We start from the raw sequence: 17496 nt of genomic DNA, 5'->3' as shown, positions 1-17496 counted from the left end.
CGATGCGCATAAGCTTCCGCGATGCAAGCGACCACGACAGGGATGTCCACGCCCGACCCCAGCCTCAGCAGCGGCGCACGCGAGCTGCTGAAATGGATCGCACTGCTGACCATGACCGGCGACCACGCGGCAAAAGTGGTCTACGGCGGCTACCTGCCGGTCATAAGCGAACTGGGGCGCATCGCGTTCCCGCTGTTCGCGCTGGTGATGGCCTGCAACCTCGCCCAGCCGGGGGCGGACCTGCGCAAGTCGATCCGTCGCCTGGCCGTATGGGGCGTCATCGCACAGCCGCTGCACGCATGGGCCTTCGGCGACTGGCTGCCGCTCAACATCCTGCTCACCTTTGCTTTTGCCGCAGTGGCCGTGCATGCGCTGGCGAACAATCGGCCGGCGCAGCTGCTGCTGGCCGCCGGCGTGCTGCCGATGTTCGTGGATTACCAGTGGGCCGGTGTCGGCAGCGTGCTGCTGGCCTGGATCGCGTTCCGGCACCGGGCGTGGTGGCTGTTGCTGGTTGGGCTTGCAGCGGTGTGCTGGGCCAACCACAACGGCTGGGCATTGCTGGCCGTTCCGGTGGTGCTGTTGGCGGCGCGGGTGCCGTGGCAACTGCCGCGCTGGCGGTGGGCGTTCTACGGGTACTACGTGGGCCATCTGGCGGTGCTGGCGTTGATTGCCCATCTGCTTACGTAATGTCGGAACTGGCATGTGGCATGTCCTGAATGCCGGATGCGGTCAAGGAATGCGCGGTGCCGATGCGGGTGAAGCATGCCGCCACCGGCATGGTGCAAGTTATTGAATTTTCGGCGCGATTGTCGATATGCGACAATGCTGCCACTGCGTGAACGTTGCTGTCTTTGCACTTGGGTTGTTGGCGCCTGCCACCCTGTTGTGCACATGATGAGTTGCCATCGACAAAGGATGGCCGGGGGCTGGAATCCCCGTTGGTTGTGTTGTTCGCGCTTGTCAGCCGGCGTCGCCTTGTGCGGCGCCGGCTGACAACCCGTCCGCGCCTTATGGCGGGCGGTGCGTGGAGGTGCGCGCAAGCGTGCCTACCGGACTGTCTTCACGCAACCACCGGATTCCAGCCACGCACCGTCCGCCGCCTTTGTTAAGGGCGGTGGTCCCGCATGCCTTGCACGGAGACCTGCCATGAACGCATCGGAGTTCCCCCATCAGCGCGCCCCGGCCAATGCCGATGAAGGGCACGACATCCCGCCCGATCCCAACAACCTGACGGCCCTGCTGCATCGCATCGGGCTGGGCGCGGCTTCTGACGGCCAGCCCTGGCCCGAGCGCCATCAACTGCCGGGCCGATGCATGGCATTGGCCGATGCCGATGGTGCGCTGGCCGGGCTGCGCATCGTGCAGGAAATCCTTCTGGCGGCCGAACGCGCCCGCCAGAATGGCGGCCCGGAACACTACGTCGGCGACCGCGTGATGGAAGGGTTGAAGCTGGCCGCGCTGGCATTGACCAGTCATGCCATCTATCGCCTGCATCCGGAATGAAAGGGTAGGCCGAGGTTCAGTAGATCCACGCCATGCGTGGATGCTTTTGGCGGATCAACATGGCGGCAGCCAGGCATGGCCTGGCTCTACTGATGAAGCGAGTCGAGCATGGCTTGTATGTTCCTCCCGGCTCCTACGAGGTATGTAGGAGCCAGGGTGGAGGGACCGTCAAGCATGCATCTGCGGATACTAGCCGACAGACGAGTCGAGCGATCCCCATCCCGCACACGAACGTCGATAAAGGATCGTACGGCCCCCAAAGGGGATCGTCGATGTAGGCAAGCTAACGTCGGTGCGGTACCACCCCAGCCCCTTAAAGATAGCTGGGAGCCGTACAAATGTCTGATTCTCTCGATATTGGCGTGGACGTGGACTCCAAGGAGTTCGTACCGGCAGTGGCCGACCGCAAGGCCGGCGACAGGATCGCCAACACCCGGGCCGGCATAGCCCAGTGGCTCAACACCTTGCCCCAGCGATGCCGGATTGGCATGGAGGCGACGGGGCGATACTACGAGTTGTTGGCTCGGATGGCTGGCCAGGCAGGCCACGTTGTCTATGTGATCAATCCACGTCTGATCAAGCACTACGGCCGGGCGACGGGCTCGCGTGGCAAGACGGACGCCATGGACGCCGAAGCGATCGCCCGGTACGTGAAGAAGGAGAACGATCGCCTGCGTGAATACGTACCGCGTACCGATGAGCAGCAGCAGATGCACGATTTGCTGCGCAAGCGGCAGACGCTGGTAAAGACACGCGCGCGCCTGGAGCAATCCTTCGGGGTAAGCAAAAGTGCCCCCGGGGAGCTGTCAGATCTGTTCTGCGCTCTGGCTGGGACGCTGTCCGAGCTGGAAAGCGAACTGCAGCGCTTGGGTCGCGATGGAGAGCATGGCACGCTCTACAAGCGCCTGTTGACCATCCCTGGTATCGGCCCCGCCGTCGCCGCTCACCTGATCTACTACATGACGCGCTGGCCGTTGGCCAACGCCAACGCGTGGATCGCCTGCACGGGCCTGGATCCCCGGCCCAACGAGTCTGGCGGCAGAACGGGACGGCGTCGGCTGTCCAAACAGGGCGCGCCAGTGCTGCGCCAGATGCTCTACATGGCCGCCATGGGGCTCAAGCGGTGTCGCCAGGGGCAACCGCTCTACGACGAGCTGTCAAAACGCGGTCACCCCAGCACCGCCGTCTTCAACATCCTGGCCAGAAAGCTGGCCAGGATCGCCTGGGGTGTCTTCAAAAGCGGCCGGGACTTCGATCCGGCCATGCTGAAGGTGGGTCAAGCCTGCTTCCAGCAGGCTTGACCACGAACATAGGATCTCGACTCTACAGGTGATGCATGTCTGGCGCGGAGGCCGCCCGGTTCAGAAATCCATCGTGGCCGACAACAACACCGTCCTCGGTGCGCCCAGCGCCAGGCTGGAAAGCAACGGCATGCCCCAGTACGCCTTGTTGGTCACGTTGTTCACGCTGGCGCGCAAGGAAAGTGGTCGTCCGGCCATCGTGGTGTTGTAACGCGCACCCACATCAAACAACGTGCGCCCCGGCACAGACAGGCTGTTGTCGGCACTGATGTACTGCTTCGACATCGCGGTGGCATTGCCGGTCAAGGTGAGGCCCTGCAAGGTCGGCACATCCCATTCCACACCCAGCTTGGCCTGCCGTTGCGCTACGGCAGTGGCGATGCGCCCCTCATTCACACCGCCTGCTGTGCGGGTAAGCTTCGGCTCTACATAGGCCACGCCACCGAGGAGGCGCACGCCATCTAGTGGTGAGCCGAAGAAGCCCCATTCCACGCCACGGTTCCGCTGTTCGCCACCGAACGAGAAGATATTCGTGACCGGGTCGGTGTAGCTGCTCGGGCGCTTGATCTCGTACACGCTGAACGTGTGCGCGAAGCTGCCGAGGTCCAGCTTCAGACCCAGCTCCTTCTGCTTGGTGCGGAAGGGTGCGAACACATCGCCGGCATTGGCGGCGGTCATCGGCGCGGTGGCGCCCTGGCTGAGGCCTTCGATGTAGTTGGTGTAGAGGGAGACCGTGTCGGTGGCCTTCACCAGCAGGGCCGCTGCCGGCGTAGTGGCGCTCTCGTCGTAGCGTGAGGTGCGTGCACCGCTGGCGACATTGAAGGTCTCGCTGACCACCTGCTGGCGGCGCACGCCTACGGTCAACTGCACGTGGTCCTCGGCGAAGGACAGGGTATCGGCGAAGCCGAGGCTGTCCAGCCGCAGCTCGGTGTGCGAGATATGCGGTGCCACGAACGGCGCCGCCGGGCCCCACACCGGGTTGTACAGGTTCGTGGTCCAGTCCCAGCCCGGCACGCTGCGGCGGCCGTAGTCGTTCTGGGTGTGCTGGTAATGGGTCACGTTGGCAGCCCACTGGTGGCCGACGCTGCCGGTACGGAAGCTGCCGCGCAGGCCAGCGTCACCGGACTGCTTCTTGATGTCGAACGCCAGCTGGCCGATCACGGTAGTGAAGTCACCGGCCGGGTTGAGGATCTGCGCACTGATCGAACCGTTGTAGCGGTAGTCGGTCTTGCTGGTGCCGTAGGCCAGGTAGGCCATCAGGTGTTCGTTGATGTCCAGCTCGCCACGCAGCATCGCGCCCTTGTCCTGGCTGTCCACGTAGGCCCAATCCGGGTTGATCAGGGTGTCGCCACGCGGCGGTCGCGGAATCGCCACGCCCGGTGCCAGACCGACGCCACGCGCCGGGCCGTCCACGCGGTCGTCGGCGCTGTAAAGATCGGCCGACAGCCGCGCACGTTCGCCGCGCCAGTCCAATGCCAGCGAACCTAGCTGTACCTTCTTGCTCTGCTTGCCCACGGCGCCATCACCATCACGGTACGCGCCGTTGAAGCGGATGCCGAACTGCTTGTCGGCGCCCAGGCGGCGGCCCACATCCACATGGGTGCCGAACTGCGCATCGGAGGCGAAGTTGGCACTGACGCGTAGCAGCGGCTGATCGCCGGCACGCTTGGGCACCAGGTTGACGCTGCCACCGACCGAGCCGCCCGGCGGCATGCCGTTGAGCAGAGCGGACGGGCCCTTCAGCACCTCGATGCGCTCGAACATTTCCGGCGAGGTGCGGTAGTACGGCGCCATGCCGTTGAGGCCGTTGAAGGTGGTATCGCTGGTGCTGGAGGCGAAGCCGCGGATGGCGTAGTTCTCGCTCCAGGCGCCGGTGACGCCGTTGCTGAACACCGTGGGGTCGGTGGCGGCAATGACGTCGGTGAGGTCCTTGGCCTGACGGTCGCGGATGAAGGCTTCGGTGTAGCTGACCGTACTGAACGGCGTGTCCATGAAGTCCTTGTCGCCAAGCAGGCCGACGCGGCTGCCGGCGGCCACCTGGCCGCCCGCATAGTCTGCAGTGACCCGGCGCTGTTCCTGCACCTGCACCGAGGGCAGGGTGGATGGTGCGGAGTCGGCCAGCGCGGCAGACGATGCCAGCAGCCCCAGCGCGAGGGCCGACACCCGGTAGCGCCGGGCCACGCCCGGCGGATGCATCAGCACGCGGGTTGCGTCTGCCGCTGCGCGCTGCAGCGGGGAAGAAAGGTCGTACACGGTCATGCCAGGTTCCTGTGAATCGCGGGCGCGAACGCGCCTGGCGCGCTGCCATCGGCAAGCACGGGGGAGGGCGCAGCGCAGGGTTGTCGGCTGGGTGGGGACCTGGCGGGAAGTGAGCCATGGGCTCGATTGCGGACGGCGGCGGGGTTGCGAACCACACGCATTCCGAATTAGTTGAGTAAATTAAACTAAACCATATGAAGCGGACAAGAGGGTCCCTTTGCTGGCACCCTCACTACGGTATGAACATGCACCCTGAAACCCCGGCGTCGGCCCGTGGCCGTCCGCCCACCATCACCCCCGATCGCTTGGCCGACATCGGCATCACGTTGGGCCTGCCGAACCTGACCATGGCCAACGTGGCCGCCGAACTGGCGGTGACCCAGGCCGCGCTCTACAAGCGTGTGGCCAACCTGGAGGCCTTGAAGCGTCTGGTGGCCGATACGGTGTTCCTGCGCTGGCAGATTCCGCGCGCGTCGGCCGATGCACCGGGCGGGCTGCAGGCTTACCTGCTGGGGTTCGTGGAATCGCTGTGCGAGGTGGTGAAAGCGCACCCCGGACTACCGCCGTACCTGTTGCGCCGTTCGGTGGCGACCACGCCGATGCTGGAGAAGATCGCCTCGCACCAAGCCCATGTGGCCGAGGTGTTCGGCCTGCCGCTGGACAAGGCGCGCTGGCTGCTGGCCACGATTGCTTTCTACTGCATTGCCGGTGCGGACACGGTCTACGGAATTGCCGACGACGAAGAGGGCCAGGTGATCACCGAGTTCAAGCAGGGCATGCGTGCGCTGGTAATCGGATCGCTGGAGGTGTTGGAGCTTCGGTAGGTCCACGCCATGCGTGGATGCCGTTGCACGGTTCGCCTCGGCCCCAACCACGCAGGGCGTGGATCTACAATGCGGCCATGCCTGCCACGCCCACCCTCGATGATCTGCGCCGCCATGCGGTGGCGCGCACGCTGTTCAAGCCCACCACGCTGCTGACCGCGATCCGGCGCCTGGGCTTCGTGCAGGCCGACCCGATCCGCGCACCGGCACGCGCGCAGGACCTGACTCTGCGCCACCGGGTGAAGGATTACCGCGCCGGTGATCTGGAGCGGCGCTATACGCGCCTGCCGGTGGAAGAAGATTGCCTGGTGAACTACGGCTTCCTGCCACGTGAACATCTGGCACTGATGCACCCGCGCGTGTCCAAGCGCGCATGGGATGCCGAAACGCAGCGCCGCGCGGCGGACGTGCTGGCTTTCGTGCGCGAGCGCGGCAGCGTGCACCCACGCGAGGTCGACCAGGCATTCGCGCATGGGCGGGTGACCAACTACTGGGGCGGCACCAGCAATGCCAGCACGCACCTGCTGGATGGCATGCATTACCGTGGCCTGCTGCGCGTGCAGCGGCGCGACAGCGGTACGCGCATCTACGCGGTGGCCGACCACGCGGAAGTCGATGCCAGCGAGCAGGCACAGATTGAACGCGCCGCCGCCCTGATTGACCTGGTGGTGCGCAAGTACGCGCCACTGCCATCGGCCAGCCTGACCTACCTGGTGCGCCTGCTGGGCTACGGTGCACCGCATCTGGCCGAGCAGACCCGGCAGGCGTTGAATCTGGCCAAGCAGAAGCTGGCCAGCTGTACGTTGGAGGGCACCACCTGGTACTGGCCTGCCTACGAGAACCCGCGCTCGCGCCGGCATGCGCCGGACGAACAGGTGCGGCTGCTGGCCCCGTTCGACCCGGTGGTGTGGGACCGCCGCCGCTTCGAGCTGCTGTGGGGCTGGGTCTACAAGTTCGAGGCGTATACGCCTGCGCCGAAGCGCCAGTACGGCTACTACGCACTGCCGGTGCTGTGGCACGACCGGGTAGTGGGCTGGGCCAATCTCAGCGTGCGAGACGGTGAACTGGCGTCCAGCGTGGGCTACGCCGGCAAGTCACTGGCCCGCGACAAGGTATTTCGTGGCGCGTTGGAAGATGAGCTGCAGCGCATGGCAGCTTTTCTGTAGAGCCGAGCGGCGAATTGGCACCTATCGCTCCCGGTGCCCACCAAGGTGGGCAGCTACCAAAGCAGCGCCGCTCAGGCCCGGTAGTCGCCAACCTTGGTTGGCGCTGGCTTCCATCGTTGCCCACCAAGGTGGGCAGCTACCAAAGCCGCGCCGCTCAAGCCCGGTAGTCGCCAACCTTGGTTGGCGTCGCTTTCATCAATGCCCACCAAGGCGGGCATCTACCGATTCCACCGCCCATGCACCACCATCGCCAACACCACCACGCCCGCGGCAACGCTGGTGTGACCGGACAGCGCAGCCAGACCGAAACCCACGCCCAACCCGCGCATGGCAAACACGGTACTGAACACCAGCAGTGCCCAGCCAATCGCGCGCAGCTGCTGGGTTGCCTGCGCGCTCAACGCACGACGCAATACGTCCCGCTGATGACGCTCCATCGCCAGTGCCAGGCAGGCGAACGCGGCCAGCGACAACACGAACAGAATGACGTGGATCATGCGCTGGCCTCCGGTGCCGCAGTGCGTGACGCGGCAGACGGCCGGGCGCGTTTCACCTTCGGAGCATGTCGCCAGGTGCGCCAGGCCAGAAGTATGTGCAGGGCGGCCAATGCCAGCAGGGCCAGGTCGGTCCCTGCGAACGCCCAATCGCCCGAGGCCAGCGTGCGCCACAGCGGATGCGGCGTGGTCACCGCGGTCAGCACCGGCAGCAGCGCCAGCAGCAACGCCGCCAGCAGGAACTGTTCGATCCATGCGCGCTTCGGTGTGCGCAGCGTTGCATGCACGAACATGCCCGCCCAGACCAGGAAGAACACATGCACCTCCCACGCCGCGCGCGCGTCCATGGCAACGGGCAGCAGGCGGTTCGCCCACAGGTAGGCGGTCATCGCCACCGACAGGCCGGCGACCGTGGCAATGTTGAGTCGCTCGACAAGACGGAAGCCGAAGTACGGTCGTTGCGGATCGGGCAGCTGCGCGCGGCGCTTCACCGTCCACAGCACCAATCCGGTGCCGACCATGGCGGTACCGGCCAGGCTGACAATGAAGTACAGCCAGCGCAGGGCGGCATCGGCGAAGCGCCCCAGGTGCAGGCCGTACAGCACGCCCTGGGTATCGGCGGCGACGCCCGAGTGCTCCTTGACCTGCAGTAGCTGTCCGCTGCTGCCATCGAACAGCAGGTAGTTCGGCGTGGTGGAAACACGGCTGGACTGCGCACGTACCACGGCCACGCGCGCGTTCTGGTCGCCGGGGTCCTGCACCTGCACGCTGCCCACCGATTCGGTTCCCCAGCGCTGCTCGGCCTGTTGCACCAGCGCACCAATGTCGGTGAGCGGGGCAGCGTGGCCCGCGGCCTTCTGCGGCGGCAGGAACAGGCGCATCTCGCTGACCACCTCGGCCTGCTGGCGCTTGTCAGGCAGCTTGGCCAGGCCCCACGGCATGTACAGCACCGCCAGCATCACCAGCCCGCTCCAGGTGATCATGAAATGGAAAGGCAGGCCGAGTACCGAGAGTGCCGCGTGACCATCCAGCCACGAGCGCTGGCCCTTGCCCCAACGGAAGGTGAAGAAGTCGGCGAAGATCTTCTTGTGGGTGATCACGCCGCTGACGATGGCCACCAGCATGAACATCGCGCACAGGCCGACGATCCAGCGACCCCACATGGCAGGCATGTAATGCAGGTTGAAATGGAAGGCATAGAAGAAGTCGCCGCCGCCGGTGTCACGTGCCTGCAGCGGCGCGCCGGTGTTGGCATCGAACAGGCCCGAGTCGAAACCATGCCGGCCACGCCCACCCGGGCTGGCCCACATCGCCGACACCCACGGCATGCGCGTGCTCGGCAGGCTGAGGTTGATCTGGCTGGCCGCAGGCGTGTCGGCCATGATCGTGGCGACGGTGCGCTGCGTGACGATAGCGGCATCCGGCAACGTGGACGGTGTGGCGATTTCCGGGCGGGTATAGCGCGAGAGCTCGTCGCGGAAGTAGCTGGCGGTGCCGGTGAGGAACATCGCGTACAGGATCCAGCCGGCCAGCAGCCCGACCCAGATGTGCAGGTCGGACATCGTCTGGCGGATGCCGCGTGGCTTCGGGCTGCGCTCGACCTTGCTCATGCACCGCCTCCGTTGCCGACCATCTGTGCAACCAGCCACAGCGGAAGCGCGGCGACGATCAGGCCCATCCACGCGCGCCACGCCGAGCGCACCGCGAACACCCAGACTACGGCGCCCGCATAGAGAAGGAAGCTGGCCAGCATGCCGGTGAACACGGCCTGGCGACCATCGATGGGCAGCGCCAGTGCGGCGATGCTGCACAGCGCGGCCAGCACATAGCCGCCGAACAGCGCGGCGAGGATGCGTGAGACCAGGGGCAGCCAGGCCAGCACGGCGGTGGTACGGGAAACGCTCACATCAGTTCTCCGGGGCGCCACGCGCGATGGCGTGGCGCCCTTGAAACGAGGATCAGAAATCGACGGTGGCCGACAGCAGGGCGGTGCGTGGCGTACCCAGCCCCGAGCCGAGGCTGCCCGCCCAGTACGCCTTGTTGGTCACGTTCTGCACGGTGGCACGCAGTACCAGCGGATGGCCGGCCGCTTGCGTCGCATAGCGGGCACCGAGATCGAACACGGTGCGGCCCGCCACCCACTGGCTGTTGTCAGCAGTGATGTAGCCCTTGGACATACTGACCGCGTTGCCGGTGAGGGTGAGGCCGGCCACGGTTGGTACGTCCCACTCGACGCCCAGCTTGCCCTGCCATTGCGGTGTGGCCGTCGCCAGCCGCCCTTCGTTGATGCCGCCCTGGGTGCGGGTCAGCTTCGGCTGCAGCCAGCCGATGCCGCCGAGCACGCGCAGCTGCTCGGTGGCCTGGCCGAACACGGTCCATTCCACGCCCTGGTTGCGTTGCTGGCCTCCGAACGAGAAGACATTCGTGGTCGGGTCGGTATAGGAGCTGGGCTTTTCGATCTCGTACACGCTCAATGCGCTGGCCAAGCGGCCGAAGTCGAGCTTGGCACCGACCTCGCGCTGGCGGGTCTTGAACGGCGGGAACACGTCGCCCGCGTTGGCGGCGGTTGCCGGGGCGGTGCTGCCCTGGCTCAGGCCTTCGATGTAATTGGCATACAGTGACAGGCGGTCGCTGGCCTTGAACAGCAGTGCACCGGCCGGGGTGTTGGCGCTGGCGTCGTAGCGTGCGGTGCGCTTGCCTGTGCCGCCATCGAAGGTATCGCTGAGCACGGTCTGGTGACGGATGCCCAGGGTCAGCTGCACACGATCATCGATGAAGGACAGCGTATCGGCGATGCCGAAGCTGGTGGTGCGCACTTCCGCGGTCTTCGGCAGCGACGCATCACTGAAGCTGCGGTCGATGGCAGGGCCCCACTGCGGGTTGTAGATATTGGTTACCCAATCGCGGGCCAGCAGGTTTCGCTTGAAGCCGAACTTCTGGTCGTGCTGGTACCAGGCCGCACTGATCGCCAGCGCATGATCGACCGCGCCGGTGCGGAAACGCGCCGACAATCCGGCTTCGGCGGTGTCCTTGCTGTAGATGAAGCGCTGGTGGGCGAAGTTGTTGCGGAAGTCGCCGGCGGTGTTGGTGATCAGCGTGGTGGCACTGGCGATGGAGTCGAAATCGGTATGGCCGTGGCCGTAGCTGGCATGCGCCTGCAGGTAGTCATTGATGTCGAACGACCAGCGCAGTGCGGCGGCCTGGTCCTTGACGGTGCTGAAGGTCCAGTCCGGTGCAAACAGGGTGGTGGCTTTCGGCGGGCGGGGCACGGCCAGGCCGGGCGCCAGCGAGACGCCACGGTTGAGGCCATCCACATGGTCGCGGCTGCTGAACAGGTCCAGCGACACCTGCGAGCGCTCACCACGCCAGTCCAGGCCGAGCGATGCGAGCTGCGTCTTGTGCTGCTGGTGGTCGGTGGCGGTGTCGCCGTCGCGATGCACGGCATTGAGGCGTACGCCGAACTGCTTGTCCGCGCCGAAGCGGCGGCCGACATCCAGGTGACCGCCCCACTGCGCGTCGCTGCCGTAGCTGGCGGTGAAGCGGGTCAGCGGCGTGTCGCCTGCACGCTTGGGTACCACGTTCACCGCACCGCCCACCGAGCCGCCCGGCGGCATGCCGTTGAGCAGGGCGGACGGACCCTTCAGCACCTCGATGTTCTCGGCCAGTTCGGGAGTGACGCGGTAGTAGGGGATCAGCCCGTACAGGCCACCAAAACCGATATCCGACGAGGCGACACCGAAACCGCGGATGTTGAAGTAGTCGGTGATGCCACCGCTGGAGCCACTGTTGTAGACGCTGGGGTCGGTCAGTGCGATGACCCGCACCAGGTCCGGCGCCTGGATGTTGTCGATGAATTCGGCGGTGTAGCGGGTGGTGTTGAACGGCGTGTCCATGAAGTCGAGCTCGCCGAGCAGGCCGACGCCGCTGCCGCGCGCGACCTGGCCGCCGGCGTAGGTATCGGTGGGTGCGGTCTTGTCGGCGCGCACGTTCACGGTGGGCAACTGGCGGGCGCCATCAGGTGCATCGTTGGCGTGTGCGGCGGTGGCGATCAGCAGGGTGGGCAGCAACGCCGCACGGGCGGCCAGGGACAGCGCCGAGCGGCGTGGGAGGGGCAGGGTTCGCAGGGGGAGGGACATGGCGGTTCTCGTGTGGTGGGTCGTGCGATCGGCCAGCACGGCGCCGTCTGTGACCTGCAGGGGCAGGACGACGCGGGCTGTGGAATGGCTGGCAGAGGGCACGGCACTGCCGGTGTGGCAGTGCTGCACGCGAGGTGCGTGGGCGATCTGTGGCTGGGTGAAACGAAGCGCGGGGCGCGGATACTGCGGGGTGGATCAGATATCGTCGGCGAGGTCGTCGAGGTCCTGCAGGCCACCGCCGCGTGCCAGCACGCGCTCGTAGTTGCGGCGGCGACGCTGGTCGGTCTCGGTGGTGGTCTCGCCACGTTTCCAGTAGCCGGCCACGGCAACGTCGCTGCGTGGCAGGCCGACCGTTTCGATGAAGTGGCGGCGCAGGGCACGCATTTCCTCGCGCTCGCCGGCCGCCCAGACCGTGCTGCCGGGTTCCGGCCGCAGTTGGCGCGCCTGCTGCAGCAACGGCGCGTCACCGGTGGCGAGGCGGAGCACGCGGACACCTTCAATGGCGGGTAATTCGTCTACCGGGAATGCATCATCCGAGGCGATCCAGGCCTCTGCGCGCAGGTCGGCCGGCCACTGCTGCAGCAATGCAAACAGGGCAGGGATGGCGCTTGGGTCGGCGAACAGGAGGGCGCAGGTGCCCTCGCGCTGCGGTACCTGCAGATGGGGGCGCGGTCCGGTCAGATCGAAGGCATCACCGGGGCGCAGCGCACCTACCCAGGCCAGCATCGGCCCCGGTGCCTCATGCAGCACTACGTCCAGGGTGAACTGGCGGGTGTTGGGATCGAGGCTGCGCACGGTGTAGATCCGTGACACATCGCCGAACGTGGCGCCGAGCTGGATGCGCACGGCGGTGTTGGCACGCTGCCAGGGTGCGAGTTCTGCATGTTCCGGCAGCTGGACCACGAGGCGCAGCAGGCTGGCGCACGGCTGTGCAACCGCGACCACCTGGACCTGCAGCGCCTGCAGGCCGCGATCATGGTCGGCGCCGCGCAGCGGCCCGGCCGGGGTGATTGAAGTGGGGGACGCGGACATCGACAACGATCCTGGACACTGCAAATGCGAATTATTTACATCATAGTAAACTAAATTGATCATGCCGCAACCGGGGCCTGTCCACGGACCGCAGCGACGCGTTGACCGCGGCGTCGCTGCGGACCACCATGACAGCCCTTGCCCGCGCACCGCGCAGGAACCGTTACCGCATGGCTGCACCGAAAAAGACCGCTGCCCGTGGGCGACCGCCCAGCATCACCCGCGAGCGCATCGCCGACGCCGGCATTGCCATGACGCTGCCGGGGCTGAGCTTCGTGGGCGTGGCGGCGGCGCTGGGGGTCAGCCACATCGCGCTGTACAAGCATGTGGCGAATCTGGCGGCACTGCGCGAGCTGGTGGCCGAGGCGATCTTCGAGCGTTGGCAGGCACCGGCACTGGATGCCGCTGGCCGGCGCAGCATCGAGGAGGATCTGCGTGCGTTCCAACGTTCACTGCGGACGCTGGTGGACGGGAATCCGGGCCTGGCGCCCTTCCTGGTCAGCCACGGCGCGAAGACACCGGAGATGCTGGCGCGCATCCAGCGCCACCATGCCGAATTCAGCCGCGTGCATGATCTGCCGCTTGAGCAGGCGGCGTGGCTGCTGTCGACCGTGGCCTATCACGCCGTGGCGTTGGCCGACACCGTGTACTCGCGGCATGCGGTGGTAGATACCACGCGACGCCCGTTGGATCGGAAGGCACAGGAGGCCGAGTTCGACCGCGGCATGGAGGCGTTGATCTTCGGTGCATTGGCGATGTGCGGGCGCATGGCAGGCGCGAGGTAACCGCCAATCCTGGTTGGCACCGTTGCCCCGGTAGTCGCCAACCTTGGTTGGCCCCGCGATGTGTCGGTGCCCACCAAGGTGGGCGTCTACCGGTCAAGCGGCGTCCTTGCGCTCAGCATCCTCCATGCCCGGGCTGACGCGGCGGCCGATGTCCTTCCGCTAGATAATCGCCAATCCTGGTTGGCACCGTTGCGCCGGTAGTCGCCAACCTTGGTTGGCGCCGCTATACATCGTTGCCCACCAAGGTGGGCATCTACCGGTCACGCGGTATCCTTGTGCTCCGCATCTTCCATGCCCGGGCTGACGCGGCGGCCGATGTCCTTCCACGAGGTAACCGCCAATCCTGGTTGGCGCCGTTGCCCCGGTAGTCGCCAACCTTGGTTGGCGCCGCGATACATCGTTGCCCACCAAGGTGGGCATCTACCGGTCACGCGGCATCCTTGTGCTCCGCGTCTTCCATGCCCGGGCTGACGCGGCGGCCGATGTCCTTCAACCGCGCCAGCTGATCCACCATCGACGGTGCATCATCCAGGCTGCCGACGAACGTCCACAGATAGGTCATCACCGCATACACATGACCCGGGGTAACCCCGTCGGTGGTGGCGAGACGGCCGATGGTCAGCGCGAACAACACCGCCGCCGCCGCACCCACCACCACGAAGGCCCCAGCTTCTCGGTCCGAGAGCAGGATGCGCAGCCGCGACAGCGTGGTGTAGTGGCGACGCAGCACCGAGGGACTGACCCGGTCGACCAGGCGGATCTCATGTTCCAGCCGGTTGTTCAGGCGTCCATGCAGCTGCTCGTTGCGGCGTGCGAACGACGGCATCAACAACACTGCGCCGAGCAGGGCGATCAGGCTCGCGGCGCCCACCAGCGGTTCGATCACCAGCAGCATCACCGCCGCACCAAACATTGATACGAGCGCGGTGGCGATGATCGGCACGTGCTTTTCGAAGAAGTCGACGAACTCACGGGCCAGCACAACACGCGCGGCCGAGGTGGAGGTGGCGTGGCCCAGCCTGCGCTGCGCCTGCACCACGTTCACCGCCAGGTCGGCATAGATGCGGGTGAAGGTACGGGTATCGACCGCACGGCGGGCAGCACCGACCAGCCAGAACAGCAGCACCACGCCGGCGTAGGAAATGGCATGGCCGATGTTGCCGCGGATGATCGCATCCACCGCGAAGCCGGCAAACAGCGGATACGCCAGCAGCAGCGCATTTTCCAGCGCCACCAGCGAAAAGGTGCCGGTGAGCTGCCACGGATAGGTTCGCAGGATGGCCTTGAGAGTGGCGGCCGCGTTCTGCTGGCCGATGCTGCCGGCGGCGGCCGCCGGATCGTGTGGGGGTTTCATGGGGATGCCTGGGTGGGTCGGAGTCAGGGCAGGGGACGGGTGCCTGCCATGTCCCGGATCGCGCCCAGTATCTGCAGCCCTTTGGAGAAGGCATGGAGGGACGATGGAGATTGCGTGGAGAAACCGGCGGCGTTCAGCCACGCACGTGGTGCCCACCAAGGTGGGCCGCTACCGGAGCAACGTCCTCCGCAATGCTGCGTCCTCAACGACGCGCGTGCACCGGCCAGCGGATCTCGAAGGCACTGCCGCCGCGTTCGGTCGCCCTGCATCGCGCCGTTCCGTGATGGGCCACGGCAATCGCGCGCACCACCGCCAGGCCAAGCCCGGAACCACCACTCTGCCGCGAACGCGAGACATCCGTGCGCTGGAAGGCTTCGAAGATGCTGTCGCGAAGGTCGTCCGACACACCGGGGCCGCCATCTTCCACCGTGACGGTGCAATGGCCTTCTGCCAGCGTCACGTACACCCGCAGCGGGCAGGGAATGGCATGGCGACGCGCGTTCTCCAGCAGTGCCAGTACTGCCTGGCGGATGCGTGCAGGATCGCAGTCGGTCAGCGAAGGTCGTGCGTCCAATGTCACCGAGAAACCACTCTCGGTCAGAGCCTCGGACATGGCTTCCACCACTGCGGCCACCTGCACGCTGACATCGCTGCGCTGCAGGCGCAGATCCAGGTGGCCACTCTCGGCCAGGCTGACCACGCGCAGGTCCTCGATGATGCGGGTCAGGCCTTCCAGCTGGGTGAGCATGCTGTTGAACTGCTCCGGGCCCGGTTCGAACACGCCTTCGGCGATACCCTGCAGGCGGCCGCGCAGGATGGTCATCGGCGTGCGCAGTTCATGCGCGATCGCCGCGTTCCAGAACACCCGGTTCTCGGACATCCGGCTCAGCCGTTCTGCCATGGAGTTGAAATCGCTGACCAGCGTGGCCGCTTCGGCCATCGTGGTATCACCACCGCGCGCACGCGCTTCCAGATCGCCACTGGCGACCCGGCGCAGGCTTTCGGCCACCGAATTCAACGGCGTGATGATGCGCCGGGTCAGGCGCGAGGCAACCAGCGTGGCGAAGATGACGACCACGGTGGCGGTCAATCCGATCCACAGCCATTCCAGCCCGGACGGCATGATCGTTTCCGGCTCGTCGTACCAGCGCGGATAGAACACCTCCATGAGGTAATAGAACAGGTAGAAGCCGCTGATCGACAGCACCGTCGAACACAGCGAGGCCACCGTGATGGACAGCGTGATCTGGCGTCCGATGCTCTTGCCTTTGGGGTTCATCATTCAGTCCAGGAAGCGGTAGCCGACGCCGCGGATGGTGGCGGGAACGCCGATCACGCCGACATCCTCCAGCTTGCGGCGCAGTTTGCTGACATGGCTGTCGACGGTGCGTTCCTGCGCGTCGCCCTCGGGCAGGCAGGCATGCAGGAGATCGGCCCGCGCATGCACCTGCCGTGGCGCACGCGCCATGTGCACCAGCAGCCGGAACTCGGTGAGGGTGAAGTTCAGCTCGTGCACCTGCTCGCCATGGCGCACGGTCACCTCGTGGCTGCGCAGGTCGATCTCGAACGGCCCTTGGCGGATCAGCCCGTTGGGCGCTTCGACCAGGGGCCGGGAACTCCGGCGCAGCACGGCCTGGATGCGGGCGACGATCTCGGCCGGATTGAACGGCTTGGCCACGTAGTCGTCGGCGCCCACGCGCAGGCCGGTCAGCTTGTCCACGTCCTGGTCGAGCGCAGTGAGCATGATGACCGGGGTGTTGCCGATCCGTCGCAGTTCGCTCAGCACCTGCCAGCCATCCAGTTTTGGCATCTGCACATCCAGCAGCACCAGGTCCGGACGCAGTTGGCGGTGGCTGGCGAGTGCCGCCTCACCGTCTGCGGCGCGGGCGCTGCGCAGGCCGGAACGGGCCAGATAGGCACTGAGGATGTCGGCGATTTCGCCCTCATCTTCGGCAATCAGCACCAAGGGGGCCTGTCGGGTACGGAGATCGTGTTTCATTGCGTGCTGCGGGTTCGGGGCAAGGGTGGGCAAGGGCGGGATCTGGGGCAGGGTCATCGTCGGCACTGCATGTCCTGCGCCTCTTCGTTGGCAGCCCAGGCCAGGGTGGCCAGCACCAGCGTGCGCCGCAGACTCGTTTCCACTGCACCTGCGCCGCGCAGCTGCTGCAGCATCAGGGTGGACACCGCCGCCGGCAGCTTGCTCCAGCGCGATGCCATGGGAGTGGCATCTACCCGGGCCTGCAGCCGCAAGGCCATGCCCAGGATGGCGCGCAGGCGTAGTGCCAGCAGGGCGACGACCACGAGAGTGGCTAGGGCGAGCAGCAGATGCAGGGTGGCGTCGGCGACCGGGTGCGTTGCCGCCCAGACCGCCAGACCCATCAGCGCCAGCGACGCGAGTGCGCCGGAACGGCCAGAGCCACCGGGCCCATCGCTGCGGAACCCCACCAGGGCGGCCGCCCCGAAGCCCGCCAGCAGCGGGGGTAACGGATCCGGCGCGGCCAGCATCCAGCTGGTGGTCGATGCGAACACGACGGCGATCAACCACGGCGAAGGCGCACACCACGCCAGGTAGGCGCGGCGCACATCGATGGGTGGCAGGTCTGGATGGGAAAGGGACACGGCAGGCGGGCAGTCGGCGAGGC

16 protein-coding genes are annotated in these 17496 nt (G+C 66.4%); 6 read left to right on the top strand and 10 right to left on the bottom strand.

What is annotated here, in order from left to right; genetic code table 11:
- Positions 1–21: 21 nt before the first annotated feature.
- The 3 genes from ACSYS9_RS13130 to ACSYS9_RS13120 all read left to right on the top strand — a co-directional run bounded on the left by ACSYS9_RS13130 (position 22) and on the right by ACSYS9_RS13120 (position 2804).
- Positions 22–687: a TraX family protein gene (locus ACSYS9_RS13130; protein WP_071229604.1), complete on the top strand. Its 666-nt coding sequence runs from the start codon at positions 22–24 to the stop codon at positions 685–687.
- Positions 688–1146: 459 nt separating this feature from the next.
- A complete protein-coding gene (locus tag ACSYS9_RS13125; protein WP_071229603.1) occupies positions 1147–1503 on the top strand; it encodes a hypothetical protein in 357 nt (118 codons plus the stop codon).
- A gap of 338 nt (positions 1504–1841) precedes the next feature.
- The gene (locus ACSYS9_RS13120) at positions 1842–2804 is read left to right on the top strand and encodes an IS110 family transposase (RefSeq protein ID WP_132809226.1); all 963 of its coding nucleotides are present in this window, start codon (positions 1842–1844) and stop codon (positions 2802–2804) included.
- A 60-nt stretch (positions 2805–2864) separates the two neighbouring features.
- Here ACSYS9_RS13120 and ACSYS9_RS13115 read toward each other — a convergent pair whose 3' ends face one another.
- The gene (locus ACSYS9_RS13115) at positions 2865–5063 is read right to left on the bottom strand and encodes a TonB-dependent receptor (RefSeq protein ID WP_071228349.1); all 2199 of its coding nucleotides are present in this window, start codon (positions 5061–5063) and stop codon (positions 2865–2867) included.
- 239 nt (positions 5064–5302) lie between these two features.
- Between ACSYS9_RS13115 and ACSYS9_RS13110 the strand changes: the two genes are divergently transcribed.
- Together ACSYS9_RS13110 and ACSYS9_RS13105 are read left to right on the top strand one after the other, a co-directional pair.
- Positions 5303–5887, top strand: a complete 585-nt coding sequence (locus ACSYS9_RS13110; RefSeq protein ID WP_071228348.1) for a TetR/AcrR family transcriptional regulator — start codon at positions 5303–5305, stop codon at positions 5885–5887.
- 77 nt (positions 5888–5964) lie between these two features.
- Positions 5965–7053, top strand: a complete 1089-nt coding sequence (locus ACSYS9_RS13105) for a DNA glycosylase AlkZ-like family protein (protein ID WP_071228347.1) — start codon at positions 5965–5967, stop codon at positions 7051–7053.
- A gap of 218 nt (positions 7054–7271) precedes the next feature.
- On the opposite strand, the gene ACSYS9_RS13100 is transcribed toward ACSYS9_RS13105, so the two are convergent.
- The 5 genes from ACSYS9_RS13100 to ACSYS9_RS13080 all read right to left on the bottom strand — a co-directional run bounded on the left by ACSYS9_RS13100 (position 7272) and on the right by ACSYS9_RS13080 (position 12715).
- A complete protein-coding gene (locus ACSYS9_RS13100; protein ID WP_071228346.1) occupies positions 7272–7550 on the bottom strand; it encodes a DUF3325 domain-containing protein in 279 nt (92 codons plus the stop codon).
- Positions 7547–9157, bottom strand: a complete 1611-nt coding sequence (locus ACSYS9_RS13095) for a PepSY-associated TM helix domain-containing protein (RefSeq protein ID WP_071228344.1) — start codon at positions 9155–9157, stop codon at positions 7547–7549. Before ACSYS9_RS13095 ends, ACSYS9_RS13100 begins: the two co-directional genes overlap by 4 nt.
- A complete protein-coding gene (locus ACSYS9_RS13090) occupies positions 9154–9453 on the bottom strand; it encodes a DUF3649 domain-containing protein (RefSeq protein ID WP_071228342.1) in 300 nt (99 codons plus the stop codon). Before ACSYS9_RS13090 ends, ACSYS9_RS13095 begins: the two co-directional genes overlap by 4 nt.
- 52 nt (positions 9454–9505) lie before the next feature.
- A complete protein-coding gene (locus ACSYS9_RS13085; RefSeq protein WP_071228340.1) occupies positions 9506–11683 on the bottom strand; it encodes a TonB-dependent receptor in 2178 nt (725 codons plus the stop codon).
- 195 nt (positions 11684–11878) lie between these two features.
- Positions 11879–12715 (bottom strand): siderophore-interacting protein, encoded by an 837-nt coding sequence (locus ACSYS9_RS13080; RefSeq protein ID WP_071228338.1) that lies wholly within the window; start codon positions 12713–12715, stop codon positions 11879–11881.
- A 170-nt stretch (positions 12716–12885) separates the two neighbouring features.
- On the opposite strand from ACSYS9_RS13080, the gene ACSYS9_RS13075 reads away from it, so the two are divergent.
- Positions 12886–13500 carry a TetR/AcrR family transcriptional regulator gene (locus tag ACSYS9_RS13075; RefSeq protein ID WP_071228334.1) on the top strand — a complete coding sequence of 205 codons (615 nt, stop codon included), beginning with the start codon at positions 12886–12888 and terminating at the stop codon, positions 13498–13500.
- A gap of 427 nt (positions 13501–13927) precedes the next feature.
- Here the strand turns inward: ACSYS9_RS13075 and ACSYS9_RS13070 are convergent, their stop codons facing one another.
- The 4 genes from ACSYS9_RS13070 to ACSYS9_RS13055 form a co-directional block, all read right to left on the bottom strand.
- Entirely contained in the window at positions 13928–14854 is a 927-nt protein-coding gene (locus ACSYS9_RS13070) for an ABC transporter six-transmembrane domain-containing protein (RefSeq protein WP_071228333.1), read from the bottom strand.
- 202 nt (positions 14855–15056) lie between these two features.
- Positions 15057–16133, bottom strand: a complete 1077-nt coding sequence (locus ACSYS9_RS13065) for an ATP-binding protein (protein ID WP_071228355.1) — start codon at positions 16131–16133, stop codon at positions 15057–15059.
- Between the two features lie 3 nt (positions 16134–16136).
- A complete protein-coding gene (locus tag ACSYS9_RS13060; RefSeq protein ID WP_143048197.1) occupies positions 16137–16853 on the bottom strand; it encodes a response regulator in 717 nt (238 codons plus the stop codon).
- Between the two features lie 53 nt (positions 16854–16906).
- Positions 16907–17473, bottom strand: a complete 567-nt coding sequence (locus ACSYS9_RS13055; protein WP_256200944.1) for a hypothetical protein — start codon at positions 17471–17473, stop codon at positions 16907–16909.
- Between the last annotated feature and the right edge of the window lie 23 nt (positions 17474–17496).

This window comes from Stenotrophomonas sp. STK17_22 (genome assembly GCF_051983905.1).
Classification (GTDB): domain Bacteria; phylum Pseudomonadota; class Gammaproteobacteria; order Xanthomonadales; family Xanthomonadaceae; genus Stenotrophomonas; species Stenotrophomonas maltophilia_A.
The sequence above is the reverse complement of the archived record's forward strand: the minus strand, read 5'-3'. Positions and strand labels throughout refer to the sequence as shown.